Here is a 21,408-nt window from a genome sequence, read left to right on the forward strand (position 1 = left end):
TCATCTTGCTGACCATCCATCAGACACTCCATCTATGAATCCCGTGACGAATGAAAAAATAACGAGTCCGAGCAATAAAATCAAACTGGCTATACCCCATTTAAGCAACAGTTTCCTTTTGCTTTTTGCCCCAATCCCTAACAATAAAGCTGTTACAACAATCAATGCTACTTCCAACAAAACCATGCCAATAATCCTCCGTTATGTATTATGATGAGCAGTTTTCATATATGTTCGGACCTGTTCTGCAAACTGAACTTCTTCCGCCTGCGATTCAAAAGATCGTTTTGGAATCACATGTGCACTTGCCTTATTAATGAAAATAAAGAAATAATTTTTTGTCTCATTGAAGCTCTCCAAACCTTTCCACTGTGTTGCACCTGAAGTCATATCATTGCTCCAGCGAATCTCTTGCTCTGAGATTTCAAGCTGATGATCACCCAGTATGCCTTTGCTCTCTCGTGCCAATTTCTTAATTTTCCTTTTGGTTCGTATGTAAGTCATACCATTGGCAAATGTACTGCAAAGCACGGCAGCAATAATGGCTTGTACCCATGAAAAATCCAGTTGTCTAAATATGATGGTAATAGCCACAGGCAGCACACATACAGCAATCAGCATCCCCTTCCCATACAGTTTAAACATCGCAAATTTGTTCATTTCCCAGTAATCTTCTTCTGTCAGATGAATATGCATCATTTTTTCTTTTTTCCTCCACTCGTTAAAATCTATCTATTTACTCATAAATTTTGCCCATATACAGGATCTGAGCACATCTCTTCCATGGGTTAACCTGCTTCTCGTAATGGATTAATCCATCTACCGACGCTTGCCCCCACTCGGCTGCCGCTTCCAAAAATGACGCTATGGAATCATTCTGCCATTCATCTGCATGACCTTCCCGATCCTTAGCTAATTGTTGCAGGAAAGCCATAAAAGTCACTTCATCTTCGACTTCATTAACAAGTTCAAATAACGTTTTTTTCATGTTGTTTAGTTCACCTGCTCTCGATGATGATTCTAGCGCCATCAGTTACTTCAGAATCTTTTCTAGTTTCTGCCTACAAACCTCGCGGTCATATTCCGAATTATCCAGCCATACCTTATCCATCTGAAGTAAGTCGTAGATCTCGGACTCCAGCTTCTTTCTTTCTTGTAAAACTTGTACCGTACCCTGAACACCCTGATACCCCTGCGCTTGCCCCAAACCCTGGTTCGTATAATAATGAATGAATCCCTCTGACCATTCTTTGGGTCTTTCACTAACCGCCTTATCAAAGGTAAAGGATATATCTTTCTGGTCGATATAGATGAGAAGCGGATTCAGCGCATGAATGATACGCCCCAGTTCCAATACATACTGCACGTTCTGCTCTTTGGATTGATCGCATTTTACGAGGCCCATGGTTAGTGGATTCTGGATAAAACAACACTCAAATATCGTGATGCAGTCATCATTCGTGCTTAACACGTTGTTGGTGAAATCTTGCCACTTCTCGGTGATCAGCTTCACATTTTGCTCAAAAGGAATCTCGTAAATATCTCGGTTGAAAATATCCTGTACAATGTGATCGGGAAGCTCTATTCCCCACTGTTCTCTCATCTTACGATAAGGAATCAGAAAACCATCGCCATGGGCAGTTGCATTGCTTACTAGAATTTCTCTGTATTCTTCATGTTTTTTCAATAAAACCTCAAAGTCTCCAGCATAATAAAAAGATACGCCCTCGTAATCAGCAGGGTGATCCAGATTTCCTTCTTGAAAGAGTTGTACCTCCTTGCCCTGGCCCTTTAAAATTTCGGATACCATTTGGGCAACCGTTGACTTGCCTGAACCCGGTAATCCTTCAATCAGTATTAATCGCCTTGTCATCATTAGATCACCCTTTATGTTGTGTGAAGATAAGCATCTTCCATGTGTCAGACATTATTCTATTAATCAATATCTGCAATAACCCATTGCGCAGAATCGCCATCTTCTTTCTTTTTCCAAAACACCATCGTATTGCTATACTCTTCGTCGTTCTCATTTATCTCGTTAACCATCACCACTGCCTGATAGAGCTTCCTCTGCTCCTGTATAGTTATCTCGCTCATGGAAGTAACCTTGAGAACTGTGTATCTTCCCATCCCTAATATAGGAGATTCAGGATCAATCAGACTCATATATGCTGCTTCATCCTTTTCGTATAAATAACGCATACGTGCATTCATAAGTTTGACAATTTCCAATTTATCCCCGGTATAGCTTGTTTCATCGAGGTACTCTGGTGGGGTGTCTTCCTTCTCTTGGGATGTCGATATTTCTTCATTCTGTTGTGCCTCTTTTTCTGTGACATTAAAGGGTGATGAATCTATTGTTTGCTGTGCATCGTCAGTGTTTCCCTGGTTCTGACAGGCCACCAGAAGTAGAAATACTAATGAAACTAAAGTTAACTTTTTCATATTCCGTCCTCCAATCAGCAATCGTCTACATAAAAATACTTCCTATGTATGTAAAATTTTCTCTCAAGGTACATCATAACCCATAATGTGGAATTTGCGAATAAACGAAGTAGACCTTCTCTGTTTCTCTCGCTTTTCACGCAAAAAAAACACGCTTCTCTGCACGTTACCTCATGCAAAGAGCGCGATTATCAGCAGAAATTTCGTCCAACTTTTGTAACTGCCCCACAATCAATCTACCTACCTATTAAATAGCATTTTCATTATGCCGACCGCTTCAATCTGGATCTCTTTTTCTTCATGATCCAAGAAAAGATAACTGTACGTTGAAAATATCCCCATATGACGTATGTGTCCACCTTTATAGTGAAGCCTATTTTCGTCACCGTCGATTGTCTGCGTAAACGTCCTGCCTTCAACCACATCATACGAAGAATGGATGCCATGTTCACTTGAGAGCCAAGCAACAAAATCCTCTTCGTTTGGATTGGTCATTAACAGAACAACGAACAGAATAACGAGCATAACAATACCTGTTCTTACTCCTGTCTTCCTCTTGCTACCATGTTGCGTGTATTCAGGCTTCATCCCATTCACCTCGCTTCTTGAACAGAAATCTCTACGTTCTTCGCCAGAACCCAACCACTCAATCCATACGAGGATGAGATCACCATGTACTTGTATTTTTCCTCAATCAGCCGGGTGTGCAATTCGTCATAGGAATCGAAACTGACAGCCAGCCGTAGCCCTTCCCCGACTCTAACACCTCTCGATTATAAGGGATAAAATGCTTTAAATCCCACTCATCCAGATCGAAAATAATGCTCCCATGCAGCGGTGTATCAAACGCATGGGCCATTACACCAGAGAATAAGACATCCATATTTTTCGGCACTGCATGACTTGAACGAGTACGCATCCTGATTCTTTCGTTCTCTAGATCTACTTCGTAGCTTAATATGATGTTGTCATGCAAACTTGGCATACTCCCCCTCCTTCCAATATGTCCGTTAACTCGTTTATATCAAACACCGTAATATCGTTTATAGTCCAAGACCCATTCCACTTTGGAGAAATCAACAAAATCATATGGCTCGCACTGTCTAAGATACAGCAACTCCTTGTGCGCCTGTTCACCGTCCCTCTTTTCCAGATAAAACAAGGTCTCCTCATATCCTGCACCACATAATAACTGTACATCAATATAACTGCTCGTATCCTGATTCATTTGTTTGGCCTGCCAGATCAGTCCAGTGTCCTCTACATTTCCGATACAGAACAACATGATACACAATAGTTTCAGAACTTCGTTATCCTCTGACTGTCGGTTCTCCATCTCTTGATGAAGCAACTGACGAATAGCCTCTCGGTTTACCTCATCAGGTTCCAACCCGTACAACTGCAATAGTTCTTCCTCGTTCATATTTGTTCCCCTTACCTACTTCAAGATGTTGTTTAACTCTTCCGCTTTTTTCCTGCTATCCATTCTAGCATAAAAATAAAACGCGATAATGTGCAGTACGATAGATAATAACCACATGCCGGGGAACCAGGGAGCGATAAATTGGAACATGTCTACCGAGAATAACCATACCATTGCCATACCTCCTGCAATATTGAATGTGGAAGAAATGACGATATTCCAAATCGGTTTTAACGTAAAATGGTTCCATAGCAGGTTATACATCATTCCAAACACTACAGCAGCAATGAAAGCAATACCCGCTATGTTCCATAAATAGGACATCTTAATGGGCAGATCACCAAAGAATATTGTTGCCAAGAGCGTGACCCATAGCGTCATTATAGTGAATACTTGAAAAAAAGAATGTCTAAGTTGAGTGATCATGATAATTTCCCCCTAAAGTTTTTAATATAAAAACGGCTGACGAAGTAACTGGAGCTATCGTTCAGGTCTACCTTAATTCGGGCATGGTCTGTTGCAGAGAATGCGGTGATGTATCGAGTATTGATGATGGTCTGATTATTGATTTTTACAAAATGAACGTCATCCAGATCCTCTTCTACAAATTTCAGACGTTTAGGTAGCAAGTACCTCTCACCTGAGATCACCCGGACACCGCACATCCGATCCTCTGATTCAAAGGCAACCACCGAACCCAGTTGGATCTGTATATTGCGATTATTCTTGGCATGGATGACCGTTAATTGAGTCTCCGATGCGCAGATTGCCTTCTGAATACGGTCCCACTTCGACTTCTCCGCCGGATGAGTAGTTACCTTGGCTACTTTTTGCTCTATTGTTGAATCCTCTTCAAAAATGATTTTCACGTGTTGCCCCTCCTCTCACAACTCATATTACAAGCATAGTTCCGACAATCCCACTGAATCGCGTTTTGTTGCAGGATCTTGCAGGTTTGTTGCATCAGCACTGCATAGATACTAAAAAGAACCACTCCGTAGGAGCAGTTCGTCTATGTACTCATCCAAAACATTCAAAGCATGAGCTGTTCATTTTATTATCAAGGTACTGCCTTAACTCTGCTTTATCTCCAGATACATCTCCTGATTTTGCAGGATCATCTCGTTCATGTGTGCAATCGCTGCTTGCGCCACGGTCTGATAGGTCGCATACAACACTTCTGTTCTCTGAAGCAAGATAGGGTCCTTCTCCAGATCCGTTGCCAGCACCTCACGCCACGCTTCACCCACTTTGTTTCGGTCCGTAATCAGGCATTCAATCTGGTCCAGTACATTCACCATTTCATCTAAACGAAAATATTGCATCCCATTTTTAATCCCATCCCAGCTCTTAATCTCGATGATGTTATATGCCGAAAACCAATAAAACTCTGCCAGACTCTTCGTATGATTATGATAGGAATAGAATAGAAATAAAGCTTGTTGCCCTTCGTTTAACTGTCGGTATAGTTCTGTTTTGGCTGCCATATCTCTGCCCCGTACCGAAACAAGCATGGGTTCAATACACAGCCAGCTAAGTTGCTTGGAATGTATATCTTCTGGTCGAAGTCCAGCCTTCATAACATGCTCCTCTCTATTCACTACTTTAGGGATTCTTTGGTGTTTCCACTGCCGGTTCATTCTCGCCGCCCATTCTGCGTCGGGATGTCTCCATCTTCCCTGTCGAAGGTACATGTTCAGACGCTTTAGCTAATCCAAATTCGGGCATGTTGGCGTATATGGTCTCGAAGGAACCTGACTGAGCCTTGTACGTTTCATGATAGATGCCCACAGTTCCATCGGAACCAATGGAGCGGTTGAATCTTTTCCAAGCTTCCAAGTGCAGTCCGCCCCGTGCGTATTTCTCCAATTCATCGTAAGACCGCCAGTATTGGAGTAACGTCACCCCACGCCAGCTTACAAAATACTCTGTACTTAGAAATCCGGTCTCCGGATTCATATACAGCTCTTTAATCATCGGGCCCATGGACTGTAGAACAGGCAGCCATTTATGTATAGCCCACAGACGATTAATCCTCATTCCGATGATAAAAACAACAAACTCTCCCTCGATCTGAGCTGAATACCTTCCCTTATGGATATTGACCACGTCACTCCTCCTTTCAACATAAAATCGGATTTGTTTTCTGCATCATGCTATTTCCTTTCACATAAAACTTCATACACATTCCATTCTGTATACAATTGTTTTAGCGCTAATCCTGTTGTATGTATGAACTCCTCCATAGCTTCCATGGATATAATGTTGAAGTCACCCAAAGGTTCGTTGTCAGGGTTATCTAAAAACTCCAGTTTCTTTGCCCTATACTGATACACCTCAGCTTCCAGCAGTCCGCCTAATTCAAATGCTCTCCCCACGTTCAGCTCACTTAACCAATCGTTGGCCTTGTTCCGATTCCGTAAAATCATAAACTCCAGCTTCTTAACATCATGTGTATACACGCTTCTTCCATTGGGGCGGACTTCATACGCAGGATAGATATCAAATGTCCACACGCGATCCGTATAGATGTGGGCGATGTAACCGCACAGATATTGCAGAAATTTGGGATCACTATAAGCTAACTGTTTGTTTGACTCAAAAAAGGCTTTAAATTCTTCGTCTGTTGCAAATCTCCCTTCCTCTGGCATGAGGTGGGTTTTTGCCTTTTCGGTACGGAGATTGGTTCTTACATGGATGGAATCAGGAGCGAGGCTTCCCAATAACAATTCCGGGGATGGCTCGGAGATCAATTCGGATGCAATTGCAAAATGAACCATAGGCCAAGGCAATGTAAAAACTCCTTTCGATATCAATATAAAACTACTGTATTAACGCTATCACTCGCGTAATAGTTTAGACTCTCCTTGCTTCAAATCTACAAATATAGGCTTCTGCACATTGTTTATTGTCGAAATATCAATCTCATCAAGATATCTGAAAACAAGCTGTAATGATTCCTTTTGTTCATCTTCAAATAAAAGAGTTACTTGATCATCACAGAATTTTCCTTCCAACTCCGCAATAACGTCAAATAAAAACATTACAAATACTACTTCATTTCCATCCGGATACGTATAGTGCATCCTCTCACCCGTGTAGATCGAGGACAATTCATAAGAGCTCACTTCAAGCCCTGTTTCCTCTTTCACTTCTCTAATCATGGTTTCTTCGATTCGTTCACCTGGCTCCATACCACCACCGGGTAATCCCCAATCTCCATAATCTGATCTCTTTTGCAGCAGAACCCTTCCCATATGATCTCGAATAATAGCTCCACCCGTAACTACAATACGACTAGTCATATCTCTGCTCCTCTCTGTTGGGTTGCTTCTCAACAGCATACGATTTTAATCAGAAAACATTTTTATTGATTTATATCCCAAAATGCACAATACATTTTCCATTTACCCCTGCATACTCTGCCATGTTCGCAAGCTTATGTAATTCGTCGATTAATTCAACTTTATTGTACACGAGTTTCTCGTAGCAGCCCTTCTGTTCTTTTTCATCAAAACAGTAATTCCCTGTTAGAACAATCGGATCTGGCGCATGGCTGAACACATCAATCCAAGCCCGAATCAGTTGATGAAACTTTAACAAAGCATCCTGTTCTTCAATAACAGTTATTCCATCGTTGTTCAGTCCACTACATCGCATACAGGTAGATGGATTCCATGTATCCAACCATTGAAGAGAATCATAGAGGTATGCAATGAATTCGTCTTCCAAGGTTGTATGATTCTCCGTGGTTAATCCACTTCCATGTATTCTCCCTTGTGAATCCCATGAGTAGTAGGTATGAATATTCCCGTCTACTTGCGATTTGTTTTCGATAACAAAATGATGCTTCGGCATACCTACATGCGCCCCCTTACACGCTCACTCCCATAGACTCCTCTTAATTCATCATAACCCATGTATTGGTAAATGGAAATTGAAAAAGATCCTATCTAACTCCCAAATTAGGAGAAGCAAAATAGGACCGTGAAAAAACTTCCTTACATTCATAAAACCCTTCGTCTATTCAGAAACGCTGTTCCTTCTTCTCGATACATTTCTATAAATTCATTGGTCACATGATCATGCCTCAGTGCTCCCATGTAATCTGTTCCAGGTTTCTTCGGTCTATAATCTGAATCCACTGTGTAGATATTGAAGTGCACCTCATCTTCGTCTTCTGATACTTCCGTATGATCGAAAAGTGAAATCACTTCATCTTTGCCTAGAAACCTAAATAGAGATTCCTGACGCTCTATAATATAAAAAGGATAGGTGATGTTCTCTATCTGAATGAATTCTTGGTATACCTTAAGCTCATCAGGTATAAGATCCATGTACTGTTTAGCGACATCTTCTGCCTGAAATACACCTGAAATCCACTTCAAATTCCCCTTAGTTCCAACGATAATAAACAAGCTAATCACCTTCTAATTTACATATTATTTCTCTCTTTTACACACAAAAGTCTGGGACAAAATCCGGTGGCTGCCAGTGATATTGTCAATCTCAATGTTATATTCAGACTCGGTATATTCAATCTGATGCTGCTCATAATACTTTTTCCAGAACGAAACTGCTGCTGCATTGTTAGCGAGCTGTTCTACTTTGAATCTACCCTGAAACTGAGCAAAAACCGAATCGACCGCTTGTGCTGCCAGTCCCTGTCCGCGATACTTTTTGACCAGGAACAGCTCCTGCACGGTATAATCCACTTCTTCCGGCACATATGGAGGTGAACACACCAGGACGAATCCAATCACTTTCCCATCGTACTGAATCAAAAACGGATGCAACTCATCGCGTTCCAAATATAGATACGTGTTGGTTGGATCGTATGTACCCTCTTCCAGCAGATCTTCGCCCGAGAATTCGGACAGATCATATAAATACAAGTTGAACAGATTGAGAAACAATTCCTTTTGTTCTGCCAAAATACGCGTAATTTCTACATTCATCTTCATTGCACCTCTCCTTTATCATTAGTTCGTTAATGATCCATACAAGACTTTACGATATCCACAACGAGCTTGCTCTGTCCCGATCTCAATATATCGTTTCAACCCCAGCAGACATAGGCAAAGTTTGATTTAAACCATAGATAACCTTACTTTCACAGCGGACATGAAAAGTCGTGCAAAAAAAAAGACTCCATACAGAGCCTGATTATTGTTCTTATTATCTATATTTTTCACCAAGTATCCACTTGCCTTTAGCCAACACTTATTGAATTAGATAATCAACTACAGGATATGAGATCACGTTGCGGTCCCTGTACGTTGAGATCACCGCTTCGTGATGTGTGCTAAGAATTCCATTTTGCAACATCACCGGCCGGAAACCTCGCTCCATCGCTCCGTTGTAGGTGAATAGAACACATTCCTCTGCGGCAAAACCGGCGATGATCAATAGTTCAATGCCATGATTCTTCAACACCTGCTCCAGATCAGTCTGCCAGAAAGCATTGGACGCTTCCTTCGTAACCGTGATATCCTTCTCATTCACATCTACCTCGGGAATAATGCGATACTCATCTGGCGCTGCCTCTTCCATACCTTCCACATCCTGTACGTGAACGACCACATGGCCATTCGTGCGCAGCACATTAGCCACATGATTAATGTACTCACAGGCATGGTCTATCGAAGTCTGGTCCATCTTTTTCCGCACAATACTCTCTTGCATATCAATAATCAGCAAACCAACTTTCATCCGATCACTCCTCAACAATACATTTTACGTTGCATGGTTTAGTATTTTCCCTTGTTTACACGGATAACTTAATTTAGTCCTTAAAAAGTTCATTCAATATCCGGTCGCGGTTCTCCAGAAAGCTGCGAGTAATCTGATAATGGTCGGTATCCTCATAGGTTACCTCTTGTATATGGCTATCGTCAAAACTTAAAATTTCCGCCCCCGGATATCCGAGCAGAATAGGTGAGTGCGTTGCAATAATGAATTGCGAAGTGCCTGACAGATCATGAAGGATACGCAATAAGGAAAGCTGCCTGGCTGGGGACAATGCGGCTTCGGGCTCGTCGAGCAGATAGATGCCTTTAGAACTGAAGCGGTTGACGAACAGACTCAGAAAAGATTCCCCGTGCGATTGTTCATGTAATGAACGCCCGCCATAATATGGAAGCGACTCCGGCATCTCATCCACATGCGATGCGAATTGATAGAATGATTCAGAGCGCATGAAGAAACCATTCGTTATTTTGGGCAACCATGCCAGCCTGAGATAATTCCCGAGTGAGGATTCCGAAGCATGTGTCTCATAGGCATTATTCCTGCCGCCCCCTGCGGTATTGAATCCACATTGATCAGCGATGCCTTCCAGCAGCGTAGATTTACCTGAACCATTTTCACCTACAAAAAAAGTAACGTTATTCCTAAGTTCCAACCGTTCCAAAGACCGGATCGCGGGGATGTCAAAAGGATATTGGTCCCGATTCTCGATCTTGGCCGACATGAGTTCCACACTTCGAAGATACATCGGCATACTCCTATTCATGTTAGATTTGGCTCCATCTACGGCAGGTACCTTTTCGTTTACACATTCCTATATTAAACAATGAACAGATGGATGACAAAATTTATGGTTGACGGTGGCAGATCAGCTTTTATATTATGTAGGAAGAACGTTCTGATAAAAACATAAAATGAATTGGCGTGTTACCACCCCAGAGGGCATGAGCCAAGAAGCGAACATGAAACTATACTCGCTTCTTGGCTCTTTTTGCGTTCCGGAAGCATGAAAGCGTTAACTTTAGAAACGAGGAGGCGGGGAACCGTGAGTAAAGGAATGATTCTGCAGGTGGAGCGAGTCGTCGGCAGTAATATTGTTCTTGCCCGCTCGCACCAGAATACCAAGGAGTATGTACTGATTGGCAAAGGGTTGGGATTTGCGTTTAAGGTGGAAAGTATCGTTCAGGCCGATGATCCGCGGATTGAGAAAAGATTTCGGTTGGAAGACCGGGAGGAGTGGGGACAGGCGCAGGAGCTAATGAGGGACTTGGACCCCAATGTCATCGACGTCTCTGACCGAATTATCCGTCTCATCGCTGATCAGTTTCCAGGCAAGCTGAATGACAAGATCTACCTTGCTCTTCCGAGTCATATTCAGTTCACCTTATATCGTATCCGTAACGGGATGGAGATTCTGAATCCTTTCCTTACGGAGACAAAGCTCAGTTTTCCGAAAGAATTCGAAATCGCCTCGGAAGCGGCGGCCATGATCGGAGAGGCCTTTGGCGTAGAGGTACCGGAGGATGAGGCCGGGTTCCTGACATACCATGTGTACTCCTCCGTAAATCACGTCCCTGTCGGACAGTTGGTTAAGGTATCCAATGTGATCAGCAAGCTTCTGTCGATTATTGAAGAGGAGGGTGGCGTTCGCTTTGATCAGGGCAGCCTTAGCCATGCAAGACTCATGATACACCTGCGCTTCTCCATGGAACGCCTGTATCAGCAGCCGATGACGGCGCCCACCTTCGCACAATATGTGAAAAATGAATATACGTCCGAATATCAGCTGGCCAGAAAACTGAGCGCTGTAATGGCCGAGGGTTTGGGTACAGAAGTGCCCGAGGAAGAAACGGCTTTTCTCGCAATGCATTTATACCGGCTTTTTCAAACCCATGCGAAAACCAACAACAGAAAGGACAACACACAATGATCTGGAAATGGAAAAACAACAAATCTGCCAAAACATCTGAAACAATATCCGTCGCCTCCCCGCTCACCGGAACCTGCGTCAGTTTGGAAGAAGTGCCTGACGAAGCGTTTGCGCAAGGACTTACGGGACCGGGAGTCGCAATGATTCCCCAGGAGGGCAGGCTGGTCGCCCCTATCGACGGAACTGTGGTACACCTGATCAAATCACACCATGCCGTAATGGTTGAGCATGCTTCCGGGCTGCAGCTGCTGCTGCATATCGGTATGAATACTGTCAGCCTGAAAGGACAGGGCTTCACCCCCCAAGTGCAAACCGGGGATCAGGTCACTATCGGTCAGACCCTGATTGAATTTGACCTGAATGCGATCGCTTCGGCAGGTTATCCGGTCATCACCCCTGTCATCGTTGCGAATGCGGCTGAACAGCCATGGGAGTCGCACCCGGAGTATGGCAGCGTAGAAGCAGGCATGGGAACGATCATGAAAGTCAGCTTGTCCAAATAACCTAAATCAAAGAAAGGAAGAATAATATGCTGAAATCACTGCAAAAGCTGGGAAAATCCCTGATGCTTCCTGTAGCTACCCTGCCTGCGGCAGGTATCCTTCAAGGCCTCGGTCTTCTTAATTATGAAAAGGACATTCCGCTCGGTCCCGTGATCGGGGGATTTCTTAATCAGTATGTAGTTCCATTCCTGAATGAGGGAGCGGGGGCGATCTTCGGCAACCTTGCGCTCATCTTCGCCATTGGGGTGGCAATCGGACTGGCGGGGGATGCGGTCGCCGCGCTTTCCGCCCTGATCGCTTATATGGTGCTGACGCGGATTCTGGGAGCTGTCCCAGGTGTATTCGGCTATATTCCTGACGATGTCAAGCTGGATATGGGCGTATTGGGCGGGATATTTGCCGGACTGCTTGCAGCCTATATGTATAAAAAATACCATAATATCAAGCTTCCTGATTGGCTCGGCTTTTTCTCCGGCAAACGTTTTGTGCCGATGGTCACCGCCGGCTCCATGCTGGTGTTGGCCATCCTGTTCGGCATGGTCTGGAGCCCAATTCAGGATGCCATCGGCGCTTTCGGCGCCTGGATTGTAGGTTTTGGAGGCGTTGGCTCCATGGTGTTTATGATCGCCAACCGCCTACTCATCCCGCTCGGTCTGCATCATGTCCTCAACTCCATCGCCTGGTTCCAGATTGGAGATTATACCAATGCAGCCGGGGAAGTTGTGCACGGCGACCTGACCCGCTTCTTCAACGGAGACCCTACAGCAGGCATGTTCATGTCTGGCTTCTTCCCGATTATGATGTTCGCTCTTCCGGCGGCAGCGCTTGCCTTGATTCATACAGCTCGGCCTGAAAAGCGTAAAATGGTCGCTTCGATCTTTATCGGCGCAGCGGTGGCTTCGTTCTTAACAGGTATTACCGAGCCGCTCGAGTTCTCCTTCATGTTCGCGGCGCCTCTGCTGTACGTGGTGCACGCCATTCTTACCGGTGCAGCGGCCCTGATTATGTACCTGTTGAATGTTAAGCTGGGCTTCGCCTTCTCTGCAGGTCTGATCGATTACCTCGTGAACATGAAGCTGTCGACCAATCCGCTGCTCATGATTCCGGTCGGACTCGCATTTGCGGTCGTCTATTATTTCCTGTTCCGGTTCATGATTGTCAAGTTCAACCTGAAAACGCCCGGGCGCGAGGATGACGCTTATGATGCCAATGCCCCCGCTGATACTTCCGCCGTGTCAGCGTCCGCCGACACCAAGGCTGGCAAAGTGCTCGCAGAGATCGGAGGAACAGATAATATCGAGAGCATCGACGCATGCATCACTCGCCTCCGGCTAGTTGTTAGGGATGACAAAGCCGTCAACGATCGGGCGCTCAAACAGCTCGGCGCTTCCGGCGTCATGAGGCTCGGTGGTGGAGCTGTGCAGGTCATCTTCGGCACCCAGTCCGAAATCCTGAAGGATGAGATTAAGAAGCTGATGTAACACTCGTCCTCCTGTGAGTTTAAAAGGCCAAGAATAAGGGTATGCTTACCCCTGTTCTTGACCTTTTTTGTTAACAAGAAGCGCAGGATATTCTTTTGAAACAGTTTTGATTGAAAAAAAAGAGAGCAAGCTATAGCTATATGCCCACTCTCTCTATGTTAATAGACAAATCTACGCTGCGCCCAATAGCTGAATACAAAGATGGACACTTCCGTCAATAGTTTGGCTGCGAGCAGTGGAATAATCAGTTTTTCATTATAAAAATACAGTAAACCATAGTTTAATAACAGCACCAGTAGAACAAGTGAGAAGTATTTGGGCAAAGACTGCCGAACCTTCGAAGTTCGTCCTGCGGAGAACACGTACTTCCGATTAATCGTATAGTTGAAGATGGAGCTGCACAGTCTTGCTGCAACAACCGACAGAAACAGATTATGTGTGAAATACTGCATAACGAATAATAATCCAAAATCAATCAGAGCAGACAGTACCGAAGATGTGCTGAACATCAGAATGGGCATATAGATCCGGAACGAATCAACCAGTGGGCGGAAATGAGAGGACTCATTGTGATCCAGATACACCGTATCAATAAACTCCTCCGTAATCTCATACCCTTCCTTGTGTGCCGTTAACAGCATGTTCATCTCGTATTCAAACCGATCCCCGGGAATCTGGTTCAACCAGTCCAGCATGGCGTAGGGAAAACCGCGTAGACCCGTTTGCGTATCATATACCTTGGTACCTGTCGTGAGGGAAAAGACCGCTCGTGTGACTGTGTTGCCAAAACGACTGCGTGCTGGAATCTTACCACCGAAACGACGACTGCCGAGTACAATTCCGGGTGTCGTTTGTGCGAGCAGGACTTCGAAGATACGTTTAATATCATGTGGCAGATGCTGTCCGTCGCTATCTGCGCACACGACACCTCCCTGAGGTCCGTATTCCTTAATATACTGAAATCCCGTCTTCAACGCCCTGCCCTTGCCCAGATTGACGGGATGTGTCAGGACCGTACAGCCATAGGCTTCTGCCGTTTCGAAAATGCCACGGTAACTGGGTCCACTGCCATCGTCCACGATCACAATAGGTCCAAGTTTAAATGTCTGTAACTGCAGAACGAGATTCAGTAAACGCACATCGGGTTCATATGATGGAATTAATATCGTCATGATCCTTGTCCCTCCGTCAGATATAAAATGTCACTTACGCCACGTTCCTGGTTGCGTCCCAGCGGGTTATTCACGACTCTGCCCATAAAATACATCGTGGATGAACCGCCACCGTCCAGATTGTAGGCTTCGGTTGCTCCAAGGCCTTTCATGACATCAGCCAGTTCTGCCAAGGTCATGCCACGACTGTTGTCCTGCCGTCCGTCCACCACCACGAAGACGTAATGATTTGGAGCAATCATGCCGATCGCAGTTCTTGGATTCGCATCCTGAATGGAGCGGTTGCCAAAGTTGTTATCGATTTTCACACTGCTAAAATCACTGACGATCTCGCCATCCTGAATCAAAATGGGCCCAAAGGATAACGTATTGGTTGCGCCTTCGGCCAGCAGTTCAGAGGAAGATATCTCGTTCTCGTTATATGTTTTCATCGTTCCGTCATTGAACAGGGCCAGTGCATCCCGTGTCGGGCTATCCCGATACAACGTCCCATTTCGGATAATGACACCATCATCACGGAATCCGTAATAATCACCGTTAATGGCAAAGATCGCATTGTTGTCTGCGGCAATCTCTGACGTATTCTCGGTAATGTTTGTTCCAAAGCTATTGTCCGCCAGCGCGGTTCGCAGGCTGCTTGTATCTGTTAGCTGAACATCAGCGACATAATACGTAGTCTGATCCGAGCCAGATCCTGACTGTACCTTATCAATATGGACCTCCATATCATCACTCGAATAATTCCAATCATCTGACGTTGCATTCACATCAGTTGCGGTGGTTGAAGTGCTGGTGGAATTATTCGTGTTGCCCGTTGCTGTCGTTGCCGTGTTTTCATCCGCTACAACCACCTGCACATGCCGGATCAGATAACGGTCAGCAAGGCTGTACAGGATTCCACCTACCGCGAGCACCATGACAAGTGTGATGATGAGCCATCTTCGCTTTCTTGGGGAGATTGGTCTTTTATGTGGGTCTTTCCGGGTTGGTTTCTGATAGATTTTCATCATGTAAAGCTCACCTCTTCATCTAAGTTCTTAAGGCCATATTAGGCCGGGTAGCTTAAATGAATCTGAAACCAAATGAAAGTATCAAAAAAGGCAATCCGTTTTCCCATTGAGGAAATCAGATCACCTTGATTTTCAATCTATATAGCCTTAAATGTCTCTGTTATCGTGTACATATCTCGCTCAACATAAATATCAAAATATCTTCGTCAGATCTTGCTGTTATGCATCTGCAAAAAGGGCATCGTACGCGGGACAAGGACGCTTTTCCAGAAAATCTGTTAACGCCGGTGGCTGCTGGGCATAGATATCCTTCAACGACGTTCCGTTATAGATGTTGCCAATGACGACAGGATGGCATAACTCACAGATGAGAATATCCCCGTTGCCGTGCAAGTGCAGCTGTTTCGTGCCATCCACACAATTAGAGAAATACACCCCAGGTTGTTCACGCAAATTCAACTGTTCAGCGAACCGGTCCATACAGGTAAAATAGAGCGTTGTATCCGGCTTTTTATGCGCAATCAGCTCCGTCACAGATCGAACGAGGGACCCTCTGGATACAATCTGACTCCAATCGGTATGCGGCATCTTAATGCTGTTCTGGATCTCATGGATGCGCACACCCAGATCATATACCTTATCACTAATGGCCTGCATGTTCGCTTGGTTACCTTCAAATAGCAACGTTTCCAGCACCGTCTCCAGACCAGCTTCCGTACACAAACGGATATTCTGCTCCAGTCTCTCATACATGCGGGGATGCACACGGTAGTACGCAGCATACGATTCCGCATCCGTATAATTGAACGAGATATGAATGTTGGACAAACCTGCATCACGTAATGCAAGAATCCGTTCTTCTGTCAGCAGACTGGCATTACTGTTCAATTGTGTATCAATGCCATGTGCCGCGCAGTACGTCACGATCTCCAAGCAATCCTGGTATTTCAGGGTAACTTCTCCCCCGGACAATCGCACACGCTTGAGACGAGGAAGCTCACTGATAATACGGATGACTTCCTGACTGCCGATGCATGCTCCATCATCCCGATTGTAGGCGCAGCAGTAGTCACATTTATAATTGCAGTTCGATGTCACTCCCACTTCAAGCCCTTCCAGCTCATACACACCGGGTGTTTCCAGTTCGAGTGATTTATATTTGTTTTTGGCTATCAATTCGTTGTACCTCCTGATTCCTTCATTCAATCCACATTTGGATAACTTGAAGATTATAGCGGAAGGCACACGGTTGACGATATGACATTATGTACGTTGGTTGTTGAAAACAAAAATAAAACCCATCTCCTCAATGATCGGGAATGGGCGAGAACTTGGCATATGATTATTGAATTAGACAATTGATAAATTCAGGATTATAGGAAAATCCATGGCTCGCCAGTATGATAATGACACACGACTTTTAAAATACCTTCTTTATTTAACGCAAGTATTGAAATCTTCTTTTACAATGGCATACATCTTCAGATCCTGAAGTTCATTTTTCACCTTCATATATTTCCTCAGAACACCCTCGAATTGCATGCCGGCCTTTTCCAGAACTTTCGCGGAGCCCGTGTTCTTCACTAAACATTGAGCCTGGATTCGTTCCAATCCCACCTCGTCAAATCCAAATTGGATGATTCGTTTCACCACTTCGGTCATGTAGCCTTGATTCCAATATTGATCAGATAACACATATCCCAACTCAACTCTCCTGTTATCGCTATCACACCCCAGATAGTTACAACTCCCAATCAGTCTCTTGGTGTGTTTATCTTCAATGCCCCATGGGCCTATTAAATTCACATCATACCGGCTCATGACAAAATCCAAAAAAGCTTTCGTGTCTTCTTTGCTCTGATGCGCGTCCCAGGTGGTGAACTCCGAGACAGCGGGTACAACGCAATACATATCATCGAGATCATCGTAGGTAAGCGGCCGGAGTATCGTCCGTTCGGTTTCCAACACCGGAAATGGTTCGAGGAAACTTTCAATCGTTTTCATAGATGCACCCTCCCTGAGATTGTTAAGAAAAGAAACACATAACCGTTCGATCCGTGTTGCCTAACTCATCTGTTGTACATTCAAGGCCACAATCGGCGTGTCTTCCACTGCCCCTCTTGCATCACATATTGGACTCGTACATGCTTACGCTCCGAATCTCCCTGCCAGAACTCCACCTCTTGTGCATTCACGGCATATAAACGCCAGTGAGGTGTAACGACATCAGGGTCACGTTGAATACGCTCTTTCTGAGCTTCAATGGCACGATCCAGCAGTTCCTCACTATCCAAAATCTCACTCTGATGCCCTGTCATTGCAACTGCTCGCGCTCCAGCTGAACGTTTGCGGAAATCATCAGTGCCCGCTTGATCTCCCTGATCCTCGGCAATTCCCTTTATCCGAATCTGTCTTCCCAGTGAAGGCCAGTAGAAGGTGAGAGCCACATGGGGGTTCTCCTTCAACTGCTGCCCTTTTCGGCTCTCCGAACTGGAGGCAAAATAGAACGTTTCGTCGATTACGTTTTTCAAAATCAACACCCGCGCATCAGGATAACCATCGTGATCCACGGTGGAGATCGTCATGGCATGAGGTTCTTTCACTTCGTTCTCAACCGCCAATCTCAACCACTCCAAAAATAGCTTTCCCGGCCGCTCCGGCAACTGCCCCGTATCCCACGTTGGAAATGGGCCGGATAAAGACTTCAAATGTTGGAGCAGTTCAATGGGTTGATTACTCATGTCATCGCCTCCGTTTTCTGTAAATGTTTAGTTCAATTTATATAGTAAACAACTAATCTAGATGACTCAACACATTTGCGTTGCTAAGTTTCCAACCATGCCTTCCCTTTTCAACGGTATGTACACTGGTGTTGTCCATGGGATAAAAGCTGGACTGATTGCTCCATTCCCGCTTCTCAAGCAGATAATACAGGATGTTAATCACTCCGCCGTGAGTAATTAACAGGACATTGGACTTGACTGTGTGTTCCTCTATATCTCTAAGAAGACTATCGAAAGATATGCTTATCCGGTTATAAAAATCCCTTGGACTTTCTCCTCCTGGAAAAGGGGAATGCATCTCAAGGGTGTTGAAATAAACCCCTGGATAATGTTCTTCCGCATCCTTATGGAGCATGCCTGCCAATTCTCCGTTATTCATCTCCCGCCAATCTTTCATTAAACTAGCCTTCATGTTTAATTGTTTCTCAATTTCCCGTGTAGTCTGTACTGCACGAGGAAGATCACTGCTAATAATCGTATGTATATTGTACTCCTCAGCATGATGATGCAAATGCTCTCCCAGTTTCCTAGATTGATTGATCCCCTGTTCCGTAAGTCCACGCTCACTCCATCCACCTCGATAGCCTTCCTCATCCATCCCATGCCTTACCAGATATATTTTCAATATTTCTCCTCCTTTTTGGAACAGATTCCTTAACACAGGTACCTACTTTACGTTTATAGATACTTTCAATAGAATCAATAAACCCGACCTCAGATAGCTTCTATCCAAGATCGGGCATTTCCTGCAACCCATTTATCTTACAAATGTATTATGAACTCGTTCCGACTTGATAAAATAGGGAATCCAGATGGCACAAGTGAGTACCGATTTGCCAATATCCCTTAAAGAGCTTCCATCCTCAAGTTCTCTTGCCATCGGAATCTGAAGCAACAATAAATAATCAATGATACTAACGGCCAGACTGACACTATAAAACATGATCATAAGACGAGGAAAGATCGATTTTTTGCTATAAAAAGCAATGATCGTATAAATGCCAAACACAAAAAAGAGCGTGTTATATACTGTTTCAAAAATAACAACCGGTCCCCATAGCGGGTGATAATATTCAGATTGCTCCGAAGTTAGCAGCTCCCAAGTCTCTGTTGTAAGCATGGGCAAACAATACAGAATCAATTGGATCGCCAGGAAAATCACCGTAAGAAATAATCCAATCTGGGTGAGAATCAGCCAACCACCCAATCCCGACACGCCTAGTGGACGGTAGTCTGTTTTTTGCTCTTGAATATGTGGTTCCACCTTGTAACACTTCCTTATATCATTTTGTTTTTCTGAGATGAATCTTCCTCGTAATAACAACATTGCAAATCAAATCTATGGGTGCTTCTATCTCCTTACTCCAAATGCGTTGTATGTATATTCTGATACTCTTCTATAGCTACCTCGCATCCTCCTATCCTATAGAATTTTACACAACTTCCTTATTGTACTACGAGTGTCAAGGACGAAGCATCCATTTTAAACCATCGTATTCAGATGCTGCAAAAGCCAAAAAAGACCTTCGCTATACTTGCACCATGTTCAACATAGTACGCGTACGTCATAATGCTCTTATACATATGCAGATGGTGACTCTGCATTCGAATACGAAGGAGGATATGGATATGTCCAATCCCAAAGTAAAACTTTTGCCTTTTGCAGATATTTCAAATTATGTCGAAGGCTTCGATATCGTTTCCACCCAGTGGGGCGGCGATGGCCTTGTCTATGTGCTGCTGATAAATCAGATCCCTGAAAGAAACCGAGGTATGTTCGTCCAAAGTAAATTGAATCAAAGCTATACGTACAAAGTGCTTATTGTGACTGATCAAACTATCGAGGAAGTTGTCATCTGGGGACAGACGTTCAATTATCATTACGTACAACCATTACATGATCATCTGCTGCTCGTCGGAGCACGGTGTGCGAATTACGGAAATGAAAAGTTTGATCTGAATGCCAAAGTGTGTGATCTGGACGGAAATACAATTCGCGAGTTTCTGTTGGGAGACGGTATCCAGAGTGTGCAGGTCACAGAGAAGGGAACGATCTGGACCAGTTACTTCGATGAAGGGATTTTTGGTAACTACGGATGGAACGATCCAATTGGATCAAGCGGTCTGCTGGCCTGGGATGAGCACGGCAATAAGCTCTACGAAAACCGCGCAGCTGACATTGCGGATTGTTACGCACTCAATGTGGTGAATGAGAAGCAGGTCTGGTTTTACTTTTATACCGATTTTGAACTCGGTTGTATCTCAGGAGGCACCCGTGAACCCAACATTACATTCATGAATCCAAACATCTCCGGTTCCTCGGGCTTCAGTACGGATGGTTATCATTTCTTGTTCGATGCCGGGTACGGTAAACATGGGACGTTTGTAATTAAGAAAATGGAGAAGCCTGGAAGTTTGAGCAAAGGACAGAAGATTGATTTGCTAAATGAAGATGATCAGCCCTTTAAGCAGGCACGGCAGGATTTTCGCCAACATCGTCTGCTACTCAGTGAAGGTAACTTGTTGTATCGGGTAACGATGGAGGAGATTACTTCCGCTTCTGGTTTGGATTAGTGGAACAGCGTAAAGAGGGTTACTTCTTAAACGATAATCCCTCTTCTTCCAAAGCGCTTCGCAGTTTGGGCATTGCAGATGGTCCGATTCCATGGAGTTTCAGGATCTCTTTCTCCGTGTACTCCGCAAGTTGCTGTAGTGTCGCAATGCCTTTATTCTTCAAGGCTCGTCTGGCGGGAGCTGACAGCAAAGCTAGAAATCCCTCTGTAGGTTTACGTTCAGCTTCGCACGTTGGACAGGTAGGGCAATCGCTTTTTTTATAAAACGAATGGCCTTGTTCGCATGTTCTGAGTGTTCCTTTATCGTTTGACATGTGGGCATCTCTCCTTAGAAATTGTA

31 protein-coding genes are annotated in these 21,408 nt (G+C 44.4%); 4 read left to right on the top strand and 27 right to left on the bottom strand.

The features are described 5' to 3' along the window. The 19 genes from ACE3K2_RS28445 to ACE3K2_RS28535 form a co-directional block, all read right to left on the bottom strand. Positions 1-186: a hypothetical protein gene (locus tag ACE3K2_RS28445; RefSeq protein ID WP_421898067.1), complete on the bottom strand. Its 186-nt coding sequence runs from the start codon at positions 184-186 to the stop codon at positions 1-3. A gap of 15 nt (positions 187-201) precedes the next feature. Then, entirely contained in the window at positions 202-699 is a 498-nt protein-coding gene (locus ACE3K2_RS28450; RefSeq protein WP_421898070.1) for a YcxB family protein, read from the bottom strand. Between the two features lie 37 nt (positions 700-736). Then, on the bottom strand, positions 737-988 hold the full coding sequence (locus tag ACE3K2_RS28455; protein WP_421898073.1) for a DUF7660 family protein: 252 nt from the start codon (positions 986-988) through the stop codon (positions 737-739). A 45-nt stretch (positions 989-1,033) separates the two neighbouring features. Continuing rightward, a complete protein-coding gene (locus tag ACE3K2_RS28460; protein ID WP_421898076.1) occupies positions 1,034-1,876 on the bottom strand; it encodes a hypothetical protein in 843 nt (280 codons plus the stop codon). 59 nt (positions 1,877-1,935) lie between these two features. Beyond that, a complete protein-coding gene (locus ACE3K2_RS28465; protein WP_421898079.1) occupies positions 1,936-2,445 on the bottom strand; it encodes a hypothetical protein in 510 nt (169 codons plus the stop codon). Positions 2,446-2,685: 240 nt separating this feature from the next. Beyond that, positions 2,686-3,033 carry a hypothetical protein gene (locus ACE3K2_RS28470; RefSeq protein ID WP_421898082.1) on the bottom strand — a complete coding sequence of 116 codons (348 nt, stop codon included), beginning with the start codon at positions 3,031-3,033 and terminating at the stop codon, positions 2,686-2,688. 106 nt (positions 3,034-3,139) lie between these two features. Then, a complete protein-coding gene (locus ACE3K2_RS28475; RefSeq protein WP_421898085.1) occupies positions 3,140-3,430 on the bottom strand; it encodes a hypothetical protein in 291 nt (96 codons plus the stop codon). A 39-nt stretch (positions 3,431-3,469) separates the two neighbouring features. Further along, entirely contained in the window at positions 3,470-3,868 is a 399-nt protein-coding gene (locus ACE3K2_RS28480; RefSeq protein WP_421898088.1) for a hypothetical protein, read from the bottom strand. A gap of 15 nt (positions 3,869-3,883) precedes the next feature. Beyond that, a complete protein-coding gene (locus tag ACE3K2_RS28485) occupies positions 3,884-4,294 on the bottom strand; it encodes a hypothetical protein (RefSeq protein WP_421898091.1) in 411 nt (136 codons plus the stop codon). Then, a complete protein-coding gene (locus ACE3K2_RS28490) occupies positions 4,291-4,737 on the bottom strand; it encodes a LytTR family DNA-binding domain-containing protein (RefSeq protein ID WP_421898094.1) in 447 nt (148 codons plus the stop codon). The genes ACE3K2_RS28485 and ACE3K2_RS28490 overlap by 4 nt, the downstream gene beginning before the upstream one ends. Positions 4,738-4,941: 204 nt before the next feature. Continuing rightward, a complete protein-coding gene (locus tag ACE3K2_RS28495) occupies positions 4,942-5,448 on the bottom strand; it encodes a hypothetical protein (RefSeq protein ID WP_421898097.1) in 507 nt (168 codons plus the stop codon). A 25-nt stretch (positions 5,449-5,473) separates the two neighbouring features. Further along, positions 5,474-5,977, bottom strand: a complete 504-nt coding sequence (locus ACE3K2_RS28500) for a DUF4188 domain-containing protein (RefSeq protein WP_421898100.1) — start codon at positions 5,975-5,977, stop codon at positions 5,474-5,476. Between the two features lie 47 nt (positions 5,978-6,024). Beyond that, positions 6,025-6,660, bottom strand: coding sequence for a zinc dependent phospholipase C family protein (locus ACE3K2_RS28505; protein ID WP_421898103.1), 636 nt, complete (start codon positions 6,658-6,660; stop codon positions 6,025-6,027). A gap of 48 nt (positions 6,661-6,708) precedes the next feature. Then, positions 6,709-7,173: an NUDIX domain-containing protein gene (locus ACE3K2_RS28510; RefSeq protein WP_421898106.1), complete on the bottom strand. Its 465-nt coding sequence runs from the start codon at positions 7,171-7,173 to the stop codon at positions 6,709-6,711. Between the two features lie 70 nt (positions 7,174-7,243). Beyond that, the gene (locus ACE3K2_RS28515; protein ID WP_421898111.1) at positions 7,244-7,726 is read right to left on the bottom strand and encodes a hypothetical protein; all 483 of its coding nucleotides are present in this window, start codon (positions 7,724-7,726) and stop codon (positions 7,244-7,246) included. A gap of 149 nt (positions 7,727-7,875) precedes the next feature. Next, entirely contained in the window at positions 7,876-8,286 is a 411-nt protein-coding gene (locus tag ACE3K2_RS28520) for a hypothetical protein (RefSeq protein WP_421898114.1), read from the bottom strand. Between the two features lie 24 nt (positions 8,287-8,310). Next, positions 8,311-8,832 carry a GNAT family N-acetyltransferase gene (locus tag ACE3K2_RS28525; RefSeq protein ID WP_421898117.1) on the bottom strand — a complete coding sequence of 174 codons (522 nt, stop codon included), beginning with the start codon at positions 8,830-8,832 and terminating at the stop codon, positions 8,311-8,313. A 259-nt stretch (positions 8,833-9,091) separates the two neighbouring features. Then, positions 9,092-9,580, bottom strand: coding sequence for a cysteine hydrolase family protein (locus ACE3K2_RS28530; protein ID WP_421898120.1), 489 nt, complete (start codon positions 9,578-9,580; stop codon positions 9,092-9,094). Between the two features lie 73 nt (positions 9,581-9,653). Further along, positions 9,654-10,364 (bottom strand): AAA family ATPase, encoded by a 711-nt coding sequence (locus ACE3K2_RS28535; RefSeq protein WP_421898519.1) that lies wholly within the window; start codon positions 10,362-10,364, stop codon positions 9,654-9,656. Positions 10,365-10,661: 297 nt separating this feature from the next. Here ACE3K2_RS28535 and ACE3K2_RS28540 point away from each other — a divergent pair, with 297 nt between their 5' ends. The 3 genes from ACE3K2_RS28540 to ACE3K2_RS28550 are packed head-to-tail and all read left to right on the top strand — an operon-like array spanning position 10,662 to position 13,530. Next, the gene (locus ACE3K2_RS28540; protein ID WP_421898123.1) at positions 10,662-11,546 is read left to right on the top strand and encodes a PRD domain-containing protein; all 885 of its coding nucleotides are present in this window, start codon (positions 10,662-10,664) and stop codon (positions 11,544-11,546) included. Further along, positions 11,543-12,049, top strand: coding sequence for a PTS sugar transporter subunit IIA (locus tag ACE3K2_RS28545; RefSeq protein WP_421898126.1), 507 nt, complete (start codon positions 11,543-11,545; stop codon positions 12,047-12,049). Before ACE3K2_RS28540 ends, ACE3K2_RS28545 begins: the two co-directional genes overlap by 4 nt. Before the next feature lie 26 nt (positions 12,050-12,075). Beyond that, positions 12,076-13,530 (top strand): PTS transporter subunit EIIC, encoded by a 1,455-nt coding sequence (locus tag ACE3K2_RS28550; protein WP_421898129.1) that lies wholly within the window; start codon positions 12,076-12,078, stop codon positions 13,528-13,530. Between the two features lie 158 nt (positions 13,531-13,688). Here the strand turns inward: ACE3K2_RS28550 and ACE3K2_RS28555 are convergent, their stop codons facing one another. The 7 genes from ACE3K2_RS28555 to ACE3K2_RS28585 all read right to left on the bottom strand — a co-directional run bounded on the left by ACE3K2_RS28555 (position 13,689) and on the right by ACE3K2_RS28585 (position 19,759). After that, positions 13,689-14,702: a GtrA family protein gene (locus ACE3K2_RS28555; protein WP_421898132.1), complete on the bottom strand. Its 1,014-nt coding sequence runs from the start codon at positions 14,700-14,702 to the stop codon at positions 13,689-13,691. Then, positions 14,699-15,712, bottom strand: coding sequence for a phosphodiester glycosidase family protein (locus tag ACE3K2_RS28560; RefSeq protein ID WP_421898135.1), 1,014 nt, complete (start codon positions 15,710-15,712; stop codon positions 14,699-14,701). The genes ACE3K2_RS28555 and ACE3K2_RS28560 overlap by 4 nt, the downstream gene beginning before the upstream one ends. A gap of 219 nt (positions 15,713-15,931) precedes the next feature. Continuing rightward, positions 15,932-16,888: a radical SAM protein gene (locus tag ACE3K2_RS28565; RefSeq protein WP_421898138.1), complete on the bottom strand. Its 957-nt coding sequence runs from the start codon at positions 16,886-16,888 to the stop codon at positions 15,932-15,934. 258 nt (positions 16,889-17,146) lie between these two features. Then, the gene (locus ACE3K2_RS28570) at positions 17,147-17,716 is read right to left on the bottom strand and encodes a GNAT family N-acetyltransferase (RefSeq protein ID WP_421898141.1); all 570 of its coding nucleotides are present in this window, start codon (positions 17,714-17,716) and stop codon (positions 17,147-17,149) included. An 80-nt stretch (positions 17,717-17,796) separates the two neighbouring features. After that, positions 17,797-18,453 carry a pyridoxine/pyridoxamine 5'-phosphate oxidase gene (locus ACE3K2_RS28575; protein WP_421898144.1) on the bottom strand — a complete coding sequence of 219 codons (657 nt, stop codon included), beginning with the start codon at positions 18,451-18,453 and terminating at the stop codon, positions 17,797-17,799. A 52-nt stretch (positions 18,454-18,505) separates the two neighbouring features. Next, positions 18,506-19,120, bottom strand: a complete 615-nt coding sequence (locus tag ACE3K2_RS28580) for a histidine phosphatase family protein (RefSeq protein ID WP_421898147.1) — start codon at positions 19,118-19,120, stop codon at positions 18,506-18,508. Positions 19,121-19,252: 132 nt separating this feature from the next. Continuing rightward, positions 19,253-19,759, bottom strand: coding sequence for a DUF2569 domain-containing protein (locus ACE3K2_RS28585; RefSeq protein WP_421898150.1), 507 nt, complete (start codon positions 19,757-19,759; stop codon positions 19,253-19,255). Between the two features lie 365 nt (positions 19,760-20,124). On the opposite strand from ACE3K2_RS28585, the gene ACE3K2_RS28590 reads away from it, so the two are divergent. Then, positions 20,125-21,069, top strand: coding sequence for a hypothetical protein (locus tag ACE3K2_RS28590; RefSeq protein ID WP_421898153.1), 945 nt, complete (start codon positions 20,125-20,127; stop codon positions 21,067-21,069). A 19-nt stretch (positions 21,070-21,088) separates the two neighbouring features. Here the strand turns inward: ACE3K2_RS28590 and ACE3K2_RS28595 are convergent, their stop codons facing one another. Then, the gene (locus ACE3K2_RS28595) at positions 21,089-21,382 is read right to left on the bottom strand and encodes an RNA polymerase alpha subunit C-terminal domain-containing protein (protein WP_421898156.1); all 294 of its coding nucleotides are present in this window, start codon (positions 21,380-21,382) and stop codon (positions 21,089-21,091) included. Between the last annotated feature and the right edge of the window lie 26 nt (positions 21,383-21,408).

The sequence above is a fragment of the Paenibacillus sp. genome (genome assembly GCF_048976745.1).
Lineage (GTDB): Bacteria > Bacillota > Bacilli > Paenibacillales > Paenibacillaceae > Paenibacillus.